This is a genomic window from Chlorogloea sp. CCALA 695 (assembly GCF_003003885.1).
Taxonomy (GTDB): Bacteria; Cyanobacteriota; Cyanobacteriia; order Cyanobacteriales; family Chroococcidiopsidaceae; genus Aliterella.
The window spans coordinates 30,973-42,798 of sequence record NZ_PVWN01000039.1; the positions used below are offsets into that span (position 1 = coordinate 30,973).

The window sequence follows — 11,826 nt, forward strand, 5'->3', positions numbered from 1 at the left end:
GTCATAAATTAAGAACATTCTCGACTCAATACGAGCTTCCCGTTTGGTAGTCGATATACTCCTTGAGGTTCGACAATGGGGTCGCCTTTTTGCCAAGAACGATTAGAGTTAGTAGTTGCGGGTGTACTGTCATTGGTAGGTAGAGTTTCTACATCTACGGTAGGAAAGCTAGATATTTGAACATCTCCAGGACGCTGGGGTAAGCCACCAGTCCCCGTAATCGTGAAGCTTCCCCTCGTTGGTTGATTGCGGCGGACAATGCAGCTATTTGCGAGCAGGCTGTTGGTATCGATCTGATTTTCTGGTAACTCAATCAGGCTGTTTTGAATAAAGCTGACATCGGGTATAGTGACGATGCCACTAACAGCACCAGTGGCATTGATATCGACGCGATTATTATTATCAACAGTATCGGGGTTAGTGCCACGAAGTACAGGACGGTAGTTTTCACCAAAGAAGGCAGGAGTATTGAGGGTTATGTCTCCGCCTTTGCCATCACGGGCAAAAGCGAGGATATCGCTGTCGTCGAAAGCAAGAATTGAGTCGGCTTTCAGGTCAATGTTTCCCCCCCCTCCTGCACCTTGATTGACATTAGTCGTAATGTCACTGTCGCCAAATAAGCGAATTTTAGCAGATGTAATGGTGATACTTCCCCCAGCAGATTGCTGAGAGGAGGTTGTAACCGTGCCATTTCTAGCGGTTAGATTTCCGGTGTTAATCGTTACGTTACCAGCAGCCCCAGCACCATTTGACTTGTCTATAGACTGAGCAAGTAAACTTGCCTGATTTATGTTTACAGATTGTTGGGCATTCAATTCAAGATCGCCCGCTTTAAAGTTAGTTTGGGTTTGGGAATCTAAAACGCCTCCATTAGATACGTTCAGGGTATCAGTTGTAATTCTGATGTCACCACCCTCGCCCTCGCTACCCACTTCAACACTGCTGAATACTCCACTGCTTATTCCATTACTACCCACCCCATCAAAGGAAACCGTATCGCGGGTAATTATTTCCACATCACCCCCATTCCCCTGTCCGCTACTGCTGGCAATCAGTCGAGCGCCATTGGTTACAGTAAGCGACCTTGCAGTTATATCAATCTTACCGCCATTACCCTCGGCACTAAGAAGCACTTGGCTACCTACGCCAGTAACTTGCGTATTAATCCCTACGCCTTCCAGGGAAACGGACTCAGTAGCGCTAATGGTCACATCACCAGCGTTTCCCTGTCCATCGGTATTAGTAACCAAAGTAGCGCCATTCGAGGCAGACAGATTGCCTGTAGTAATATTGATTTTGCCTCCATTGCCCACTGCTCGTTCAAATACTTGGCTACCTATGCTAGTAAAAGACCCTTCCAGAGCAACGGACTCAGTAGCATTAATAATCACATCACCAGCATTTCCTTGACCGAAGGTATTAGCAGCGAGGGTAGCACCATCCGAGGCAGACAGATTACCTGTAGTGATATTAATTTGACCTCCATTGCCTACTGCTTGTTCAAATACTTGGCTGCCTATGCCAGTAGAAGACCCTTCCAGGGAAACGGACTCAGTAGCACTAATCATCACATCACCAGCATTTCCTTGACCGGAGGTATTCGCAACCAAGGTAGCACCATCCGAGGCAGACAGATTGCCTGTAGTGACATTAATTTTGCCTCCACTTCCTTGACCATCGGTATTAGTAACCAAAGTAGCACCGTCAGTGACAGACAGATTGCCTGTAGTGATATTAATTTGACCTCCATTGCCTACTGCTTGTTTAAATACTTGGCTGCCTATGACAGTAGAAGACCCTTCCAGAGCAACGGACTCAGTAGCACTAATTATTACATCACCAGCGTTTCCTTGACCGGAGGTATTTGCAACCAAGGTAGCACCGTCAGTGGCAGACAAATTGCCTGTAGTGATATTAATGTTGCCTCCGTTTCCTTGACCGGAGGTATTAGCAACTAAGGTAGCACCGTCAGTGACAGACAGATTGCCTGTAATGATATTAATTTTGCCCCCATTGCCCACTGCTTGTTCAAATACTTGGCTGCCTATGCCAGTAGATGACCCTTTCAGGGAAACGGACTCAGTAGCATTAATAATCACATCACCCGCATTTCCTTGACCGAAGGTATGGGATACCAAAGTAGCGCCACCGGATATTGATAGCGAAGGGGTTGTAATGTTAATTGTGCCTCCCTGACCCTCAGCCTCAGATGCTATTACACTTTCCGCTCTGCTATCTATCCCATCAAAGGTGACATAATCACGGGCGATTATATTCAAATTTCCCGCATCCCCTCTGCCAAAGCTATCTGTTCTCAGTTGAGCGCTATTGTTTACTGTAAGAGAGTCTGCTGTAATGTTGATATCACCTCCCTTACCCATGGCTCCATCGAATACCAAATTCTCGATAAAGCTAGCATCAGTAAGGTTTATTGCTCCTGTAGCATTAATCTCAATAATTCCAGGGTTGTTGTTAGACGATACTAACCATGAAGCTCCTGCTCGCAGTCCACTTCCTCGCGCCATATTTAAGTTTTGGGCATTGACGATTAAATTACCATCACCACTAGCGCTTACGTTCACTAAAGTGCCATTATCGAGAAATACATCGGACAACGGTACGCTATCGGAGATAGGAAAACTCAAACCAATATAGGAGTCATTAAAAGTTAGACCGACAGTGCTTTCTCCTGCTACTCCGCCCAACTCGATTCGACCACCTAGAGCTTGAAGTTGCCCGCCATCGATGCTCACGCTACCGCCAACGAGCGCTAAAGTTTTACCTGGATTCACTTGTAGAATAGACCCCTGCACCTGAATGTTTCCAGGGTTGTTTCCGTATTGCAAGCCCAAAGGTACGCTAATCGCTAATAAAGGCGGTGCTTGAGGATTGGTAGCACTAAAATCACCGCCATTGGCAAACGTGAAACTGCTGGCTGTAGAAGCCAGAAATGACCCTTTAACGTCTAACTGGGCATTAGATCCATAAATAATCCCGTTGGGGTTAAGCAACAGCAAATTTGCCCCATCCACAACCCCTAACCTGCCTAAGATATTAGAAGGATTGCTGCCCGTGACGCGAGTTAAGATGTTCTCGATTCCAGTAGGACTAGCAAAATAAACACTCCCAGCTTCTCCGACATTAAACTCTTGAAAACTATGAAATAAATTAGCGCCGCGAGTTGCGCCACCATCAATGCGATCGCTAAAAATCCCCTGAATATCAACATTGGGTGTAACTACAGAATTTTCAGCACCCAGCGTGTTATCAGGTATGACTTGCGCTAAAACACCGTCACCTACTCCTATTGACAGCCCAACTAAACCCCCAATTGCCCACTGCCAACACCCACTACACCAGCTTTTAGCAATCATAAAGTAATTCTTCGACATTTTTAGCAATGTATCTTTGGAGTTTCTTCTCAGCATTTTACTGCCGCCAGCACAAAACTTGACCTAATCAATACAGTAAATATTAAACTGATAAAGTTATGCTTTCACCTGTGGCGATAAGTTAGTTGCACGCTTAGGAAAGGCGCGATCGCATAACTAGGCAGCTATTATTATTGCCCAAGTATTTAACTTCAGATCGATATAAAGTTGAAATTACGCTCCAAAGTTTTCTCTGTAACTTACCATATTTTGCTATGCCAAACCGACACCGCCGATGCCACGCCTGCTGTCTAGTAATTCTATTTTTGAGCAGTTTCACGTTCTGTCTAAGGCTGGATCGCGTTCCCTTCATTGTACAGGTAAAATGGGGAGAAGTAATCGCCCAGTCTTCCAGTCCTAGCCAATTGGTATAGCAAGGGATCGAACAGTATCGTGCCGGAGATATGCTTAAAGCGATCGCTTATTGGCAAACTGCTTTAAGTGCCTATCAGAACCTCAACAACCTGGCAAATGAACCAATTGTCAGCGAAAAACTCGCCTTAGCCTACTAGCAAATCGGTCAATTCAAGCAAGCAATCAATACTTGGCAAGAAGCGATCGTTAACGATCGCTCCTCTAATAATTTGGTAAAGGTGGAGCGGTTACTCATTGAACAGGCGCAAACCTACAAGAGTCACCCATTCTAGAAATTGTAGCCCACCGAGAAGTATAACTAATCCCAGAGCGATAATTCCTGGTAGCACTCCTACAGACCCAATGGTCATTTCTTGTCTTTTGCGCCAAATGCCAACTATCACCAGTTTCTACCCCAACAAACTTGGTTAATCAATAAATCCTTCTTCTCTAGCTCGTTTTTCTGTTTGAATACGAAGACTTTTGCCATCTTCAAGATAAACACCCAAAACATCTTGAACTTTAGTCCAATAGTGGCGTACTGTTCTAGGGGATACTTTCATGCGATCGGCGATGACTTTATCTTCTAATCCTTCTGCAAAAGCAAGATTAAGTACCTCGAGCCACTCTGGCTTGACTTCCCCTGGTGGAATTTTGAGGTCTTTAGTATGGGTAACTCCAACCAGCGCTAAGTCAATTCGTTTTAACATCTCCTGACTAGAAAGTCCTTTATCTGCTACAGTGAATCCTCCTTCGTGAGCATCAATATCAGGTTTGAGCCGCACGAGTGCTTTGACATAGCTGCTTTGCACTACGAGATTGAGAGTGGCATAATTTTTGATTAAAATCTCTAAGCTTTTAATACCTTGATTAATTTCGGCAGTGTCCCCGGAGGTTTCTGGCAAGGAAAGATCCATAATAACTAAGTCGGGTGCAAAAACTTTGACCTGCTGGAGTGCTGTCTGGGTTGTCTTGGCTGTACATATTTCAGCTTGTGGGTAGTGCTGTTTTAGCAAATCAAGCGTTCCACTCAAGATTAGATCGTGGTCATCTACTATAAGTATTTTGAGCGTCCCTAGTTTTCGTAAATCCTGGGTCATATTAAATCAAAATTGACAATGTTACTGTTCATTATGGCGTTGGATGGGTTGTGATAGAGGAAAGTAACAGAGAAGAAAATTTTTTCTCTACTCCGGTACAGAGGATCGGTTTCTTAAAGCCGACTGTAGCCTTAAATTTTTGGCGGGTAGATAAAGAAACAGCTACACAATGTATCTTTTCGTTTCTTTATTCAGCGAATCATAAGACAAGTTGTCGATTTAAACATAGATTTGGCTAACTTTAATTAAGATACCTAAATCAATCAGGTAATACATTGCAGACTCGTGCAATTAAGTTAGCTGATTTGTGTCATCAGCTTGGTACGTGAGATTAAAGCGTTTGCCCATTCAATTCTCTAATATATAAATCAAGCGGCTAACCATCGATTGAAGGCGATCGCCCTAGCGCTTTCCACTCTATTTGGAGTAAGCAAAAGAAACTTTATAGCTTAAGTAAAATTTATGACAAATATCTTTGGCGTTGTGATCTAAACAATTCTATTTCTAAGGCGTGTCTGCAAAATAAATTTTGTGAAGATTTTTTACGAAAACTGACATCTTGCTGGAAAGGAAAGACGTAATCTTGAGGTAATATTCACAAGCTCAAATCATTGATTCTGTAGTTTGCAGACACGCCCTAGAGACTTTAGATCGTTTCAAATATTTTTTGTACCAGACCATAAGTACAGTATACAACTTGGAGGAAAGGATGAATAGTCGCACAAATAATCCCGGCATAAGTCTCAAACTCTTAACAAATCCGAGTCCTCAGTCAAAAAGGGGAACTCCTGAGCATTACACCCGCAAACTAAAGCATTTCTTGCAGCTACAGATTGACCAACTAGCATCTCAATCGCAGATTCAATGGGCGCAAGTGGTTTATCAAGATCCGCAGATGTCTGATCGCCAACAAGTTGAAGCATCTCAAATGCCTTTCCCCTTTGCGAAAGAAGCTCTAAATTACCTACAGACCGAAGCTTGGTTAGTTAATATTTCATCGGCTTTAGCGCTAAAGCCGATTGATTCAGAGTCAATAGCCAAAGGCTTTTATTATTGTCATTTTGGCGAACAAAGTCAGCCTAATCAATACTTACTATTATTTGCCAAAGAACCTTTGTCTTATACTCATCGGCAATTCATCAAGCGAACGGCGGCTAGTATAGGTGAATATCTAGACGAACATCAGCAAAACTGGCGACACCGCCAGAAAATTCAAATTTTAGAAGATATCGTTCAACGAGTAGGGCATCAGTTACGTCATCCTTTGGGTTTAATTAATCTCTATGCTCATAACCTTAGTCGTCTTCTGCCTAAAAGTAAGGAGCAAGAACAAGCTTCAGTCATTTGCAAAACCGCTCTGAGCCTAGATCGAACTCTCACTGAGATCGTGCAGTGTGCAAGTAGTGAAAAGTTGCAGATTGTACCCCAAGATATTCGCAGTCTCGTCAATAAAACGCTGGAAGAATTTCAAGGCTGGATTTTGGAGAAAGAACTTCAGGTTTGTTGCACCGATCGCGCGCTGACTTTGAAACTCGATCCACTTCAAATCAAACAGGCGGTCAGTAATTTATTAAGTAACGCCATTCATTTTAGTCCCTTTGGGGCAAAAATTTTCATCGATTGGCAAGAGCAGCAGAGCGATGTATTGCTGACCTTGAGAGATGAAGGGCCTGGTCTATCTTCAGAAGATTTGCAGAAGTTGTTTAAACCTTTTTATACCCGCCGCTCGGAGGGGACAGGTTTGGGATTAGCAATTGCCCAAAAAGTTGCGATCGCTCACGGAGGGAAACTATGGGCAAGAAATGCACCCAATAAAGGTGCAGAATTTTTGCTAAGTCTACCTCGATTGATTCCATCTATTGATTTATCAAAGGACAACGCCGTATGTTAACTCAAGTAGAACAAACCAAACTATCGATACTTTTAGTCGATGACGATCGCCAATTTCGTTCTGGAATCAGAACCTTCTTAAGCTGCTCTCAGATTCAAGATCGAGCCATTAACGTGATTGGGGAAGCGGATTGTCCGGCTTTGGCTCTATCCCTTGCCGAGCAAAATACTCCCGATCTAATTTTGATTGACATGGAATTAATCGGGGGAGATGGTCTTTCCCTGCTACAGCAGCTTCAAAATAGCAATACATCAAGTAAAACCCTTGTTGTATCGGGTCACCAAGAAGACTACTGGATCTATCAGGCTATGCAGTCAGGAGCAGATGGCTATGTTTTTAAAAGCCAAGTTTCACAGCAGTTGCTAGATGCGATCGCATCTATTGTGCAAGATCAAATCTATCTACCGCCGGAAGTTGCCACTGGCTTCTTTAGAAGATTCCAAAAAACCCAAGCCTCATTGCCTTCACAGATCGGTCAGCCTTGCAAACTATCTGAGCGAGAAAGCGATGTTTTATATTGGCTCGTTCAAGGAGCCTCAAACGACGAAGTTGCCAAGCAACTCTATATTTCAGTAGCTACTGTTAAAGCTCACCTGACTAATGTTTTTCTGAAGCTTCAGGTAACAAGTCGGACGCAAGCTATTGTGGCAGCCATCAAGATGAATCTGGTTCAGTCGTAATTGGAATCAGTCATTTTGGTTCAACCCTAACTACCGAGAAGATTCTATGCCTATTGTTGATTCTAATGCCTTAGCTAAATTGTATCGATGTACCCAAAATGCGCCTCTAGGCTGTCATAATCCGATAGAAACTACGAAGAAGATACCAGGAGCCAAGTTTTGTTTGGAATGCGGCTTCCCCGCTACATTGCCAGTTCAGACCGAACTTTGGGGCAGTTTAGGCACTTATCGCCTTGCTGAAATGTTTAGGTCTCAGGGAATAGGACGGCTGTACAGAGGTCAGACCAGTAATGGTCAACCTGTTGTGGTGAAAGAGTATTTACTACCTAAACAATGTTTTAACGATGTGGAAGCGCACCAGCGCAGAATAGCCTTGAGTCAAGTAGCCAAGAGCAATTTGACTACCCCCAAGGGTCGGGAGTTTAGGTTGGTTAGCCCATTAGAGACTATTGCCGACCCATCCAGCGATCGCGCCTATCTGATTTTTCCCGGTGAAACTGCCGCACTTCCTACCCTGAAGCAGGTTTTGCGAGAGACTGGAGCCTTTTCAGCATCAAGAGTGCGACAATTTCTAGACCAAACGTTGCAGTCGTTACATTTCCTCCACAGTCAGCCCTCAATGGCATCTGCTGCGGTAGGTTCTGCCCATGGCAACTTGGGGCTTGACAGCTTGGTCATCAGCGATAGCGGCTACGTCTATGTCTGCGATCTGGCATTTTGGGAGCAGCTTTTTGTCCCTACTCTGCGTCCGATGCCTTTATTGGAACAAGATTTAATCGACCTGGGAGCGATCGCATTTGCGCTTTGGACGGCTCAAGCAATTCACTCTGATGCTGAACCGCCAAATCCGCGCGAGGCTGAACATTGGCCCCAAAACGATCCGCCCCTAAAAGATTTTCTACATCGTTTGTTAGGGCTAGATACCCCGTTCAACTCTGCGGCAGAAGCTCGTCAGGATTTGATAAAATTGCCTCAAGTTGAAACGGCTAGTTTTCATAGAAATCTTCACTCAGAGTCTCCAACGAAATCAAAATCTCGAAAGTATTGGTTATTGGGTTTGCTAGCTTTGCCGCTATTGGGAGGACTAATTTGGTTATTACTGCCCCAATCTATGTCAAAGTCTTATGCAGATACTAGCTTTAAGCATCTTTTGCCATCGTTTGCAGATGTCAATGGAATCGAACCCGGACAGTACCCTTATACAGGCGAAGCGCTGGGAACTTGGGCAACAGTCTTAGATAAAAAGCCCGCAAGCGATCGCAAAACTAGAGAATTGCTAACCCAACCAAAGCTAGATATAGCAGCTATTTTTAACTACCGAACTTATGCGCCTGTGCAATCGCCATTAAACGAAGTTCTTGAAGCTAATGGGAAATCTAATTTTGCGATCGCTAGTTTATCAACCCAACTGCCCGAAGGGTTAATTAAAGAAACCATTGCCTACGATGGTCTTTTAGTCTATGTGCCTGCCTACAAAAGTCAAAACCTACCAAGGGCATTGCAAGGCAAGATTAGTCTTGCCCAATTGCAGCAAATTTTTACAGGGCAACTCACTCACTGGAAACAGCTAGGTTCAGATTTTCCTGACCTACCAATCAAACCCTATCGACCTTTAGAACCTGAAGCATTACGCCTGTTCCAACAGAAAGTTTTGGACAACGCTCCAAATCTAATTGCTCAATTTAGCAAGATTGAGCAACGTTCAACCTTTAATACCTTGCGCTCCATCGCGGTTGGAGAAAATCAGGCGCAAAAAACTGAAGCTGGCTCAATTAGTTTCGGACTATTAACCCAAACTTGGGATCAATGTAAGATTTATCCTCTAGCCATTGCTCAGGGAAATAAACATCCAGTACAGCCACTCCTGAGAGAAACCACCAACGGGACAATGCAGCCTATTTCTCCGTCAGACAATCTCTGTTTAGAGAAAAAACCTTTGCCTAATATAGCGGCTTTTCATCAGGTGACCTATCCACTCAGCACGCCATTAGTTATCGCCTATCCTAGAGATAATAATTTGCCTGGGCATATATCAGGGCCGCTCTTCGCTAATTTTCTCAAAACTCAAGATGGGCAGTATCTCCTACAGCAAGCGGGTCTTGTGCCGTTGCAGACTGCACCTAGAAACTACACTTTATCGTCATCTATTCTAAATCGTTAAGGAGCGCAATTATTATGGCAAGCCAAACTCATCGTTGCCCAGAGCCAAGCTGCTCTTTTTTTAATCAGGTACTGCCGCACAACGCTAAAATCTGCCCGATGTGCGGTACTTCCTTAGCACAGGCAGTACAAGCCCCTGCTATGGTAGCCTCGGTAGCAAGTTATGAAACCTTTATTCCTTCGCCCCAATCTTCATCAACAAGCAACAGTCAGAAGCGTCCTCAGTTGAAGTTGCTTCATCCCAGCAACCAAAGTTTTTTATTGCTTAGGGAGTCTGGCGCGATCGGTCGTCAAAGTCTAGCTAATGGTATGCGACCTGAAATTGATTTAACAGGAATACCTCATGCAGGTATCATCTCTCGCACCCATGCTCATCTCTACTGGGATTGCGCTCAACAAGCTTACATGATTGTTGATGATAGCCGCAACGGGAGCTATCTTAATGATAAATTATTACCTCGTGGAGCGCCCCATTCACTAAGTCACGGAGATAAATTACAGCTAGGTCAAGAGCGGTTGATTTGCTTGCAAGTTGAATTGAGCAATGCTGTAAGTGACCATTCGTAATATCTACCTTCAATCGATTAACAAGATTAGCAAGTGCGAACGGAGATATTTACATAAGCCTCCTTGACAAACAGAAAGTCTATGTAAATATCTTAGGCTCTCTAAATGTATTCAGTGCCACTCCAATTTTTCAGAATTTCATTTGCTTCACCCCTTTAGTTCGTTAAATATCTAAAAAACTTTGCGAACAAGCGGGGCGATAAACGGCAATGGGATTTGAATCAATGAAGATAATTGTCATGGTTATACTCTGGCAAGTAGGCAAACAGCATCACAAAGCAGTTAAAGTTACATCACGTTGCAACACTTTAGCAAGTTAGGGGATCGCTTTGATTCAACCCTTCTCACCCGCGCCGCCTCCTCCTCCGCCGCCATCTCCGCCACCGCCAATACTTTACCCTGAAGCGCGTCGTTTAAGTTAGTTGCATATTTGTCTTTTAGAGTTTGAGATTTGTAGTTGGCATCATACACCGTGTAATCTCCGAAAATGCGGTACTCAATTTTATTCTCCTTGTCCTCTCCTTTTCCGGTCTTGTTAATCCATTGACTTTGCTTCACCGGTTCTCCGAGGAAAAGAAGATCGATAGTGCCGATTGGAGACTTAACCCAGGAGTGGTTAGTGAAAGCCCAATGTGTACCCTTGTCCACATTCCCCGTTGCACCATTCTTATCCAACACTTTCCCTCCATTAGGAACGAAGAAATCTCCGCTTTTAGAAATAACTTCCACGTCCTCGATGCCCAAATATTCTTGGGCAATTTTAACGTAGGCATTGGCAAGAGTGCGGCAATCTCCGTTTTTCTTGCCATTTAAGAAGTCATCTGCACTTGTTGTCCCCATGGTGTATTCAAATCCAGAGTTGTCCTTAAATGCTGTCTTCAGAGCCTGTAGATTTTCCTTTTCGGTTCCTTGTATATCAATGTTTCTCAACATCTCGGCAGCCTTCGGATACTTCCTAAGAAACGTCTCTCTTCGAGTCCTTTTATCAACAAGCTCATTTTCTATCGGCTTTAGTTCTTTCGGCGCAGAAGCATTAACAGAAGTATTGCTACGGGAATTGCCCTGGATAGAACTCGGAGATTGCTCATCTCCAGAGCGTGAGGAACTAGCGCTGCGAGAGAGAGTTGGTGAAATTTTTGTTTTAGATTTTGACTGTTCTTGATGCTCACTCATATTGTACCTAGCTGGACTAATTAATTATTGATATTGTATGTTCCGATTTGTCACATTTTAATGTTGTATTTAGACTGAAAAAGCTTATTATCTCTAAAGCAGAAATCGAATACATTCCTAATGAGTTCTGATTCAGTGACAATGAACATTTCGATCATTTTAAAGTTGATTTTGGTTGGAATGTTATCGACATAAGTATCGATTCTTGCGATCGCGCTTCTCACTAATATGCTAAATGGCAAAATGCTCTTGCATTTATTATTTTTCAGCCCAAGCCGATACCAATTACTACTTGCAACAAAAGGTCAATAGTCATAATGTATGTGTTAGATACAATATTATCAATGTAATCTCTCTGCAAACAATTTACTTACGACTTTGAGATAGATTTCGGGCGTTGCATAATTAAAAGATGATATCAAGGGAACACATCATGCAATGCCCTGAATGTAGATCGACCCACATCCGCA

8 protein-coding genes are annotated in these 11,826 nt (G+C 43.5%); 4 read left to right on the forward strand and 4 right to left on the reverse strand.

Translation table 11 applies throughout. From position 1 onward, the window contains the following. Positions 1–8: 8 nt before the first annotated feature. The 3 genes from C7B70_RS17335 to C7B70_RS17340 form a co-directional block, all read right to left on the reverse strand. A complete protein-coding gene (locus C7B70_RS17335) occupies positions 9–3,374 on the reverse strand; it encodes a filamentous hemagglutinin N-terminal domain-containing protein (protein ID WP_158260517.1) in 3,366 nt (1,121 codons plus the stop codon). Positions 3,375–4,033: 659 nt separating this feature from the next. Continuing rightward, positions 4,034–4,189, reverse strand: coding sequence for a hypothetical protein (locus C7B70_RS26440; RefSeq protein WP_158260518.1), 156 nt, complete (start codon positions 4,187–4,189; stop codon positions 4,034–4,036). A gap of 24 nt (positions 4,190–4,213) precedes the next feature. Next, a complete protein-coding gene (locus C7B70_RS17340) occupies positions 4,214–4,885 on the reverse strand; it encodes a response regulator transcription factor (protein ID WP_106370261.1) in 672 nt (223 codons plus the stop codon). A 709-nt stretch (positions 4,886–5,594) separates the two neighbouring features. Here C7B70_RS17340 and C7B70_RS17345 point away from each other — a divergent pair. The 4 genes from C7B70_RS17345 to C7B70_RS17360 are packed head-to-tail and all read left to right on the forward strand — an operon-like array spanning position 5,595 to position 10,183. After that, positions 5,595–6,776, forward strand: coding sequence for a sensor histidine kinase KdpD (locus C7B70_RS17345; protein WP_106370262.1), 1,182 nt, complete (start codon positions 5,595–5,597; stop codon positions 6,774–6,776). Continuing rightward, positions 6,770–7,456 carry a response regulator transcription factor gene (locus C7B70_RS17350; protein WP_106370263.1) on the forward strand — a complete coding sequence of 229 codons (687 nt, stop codon included), beginning with the start codon at positions 6,770–6,772 and terminating at the stop codon, positions 7,454–7,456. The genes C7B70_RS17345 and C7B70_RS17350 overlap by 7 nt, the downstream gene beginning before the upstream one ends. A 46-nt stretch (positions 7,457–7,502) precedes the next feature. Further along, positions 7,503–9,617: a substrate-binding domain-containing protein gene (locus tag C7B70_RS17355; RefSeq protein WP_106370264.1), complete on the forward strand. Its 2,115-nt coding sequence runs from the start codon at positions 7,503–7,505 to the stop codon at positions 9,615–9,617. A 14-nt stretch (positions 9,618–9,631) separates the two neighbouring features. Continuing rightward, positions 9,632–10,183 carry an FHA domain-containing protein gene (locus C7B70_RS17360; protein WP_106370265.1) on the forward strand — a complete coding sequence of 184 codons (552 nt, stop codon included), beginning with the start codon at positions 9,632–9,634 and terminating at the stop codon, positions 10,181–10,183. 288 nt (positions 10,184–10,471) lie between these two features. Here C7B70_RS17360 and C7B70_RS17365 read toward each other — a convergent pair whose 3' ends face one another. Next, positions 10,472–11,356 carry a hypothetical protein gene (locus tag C7B70_RS17365; protein WP_106370266.1) on the reverse strand — a complete coding sequence of 295 codons (885 nt, stop codon included), beginning with the start codon at positions 11,354–11,356 and terminating at the stop codon, positions 10,472–10,474. Between the last annotated feature and the right edge of the window lie 470 nt (positions 11,357–11,826).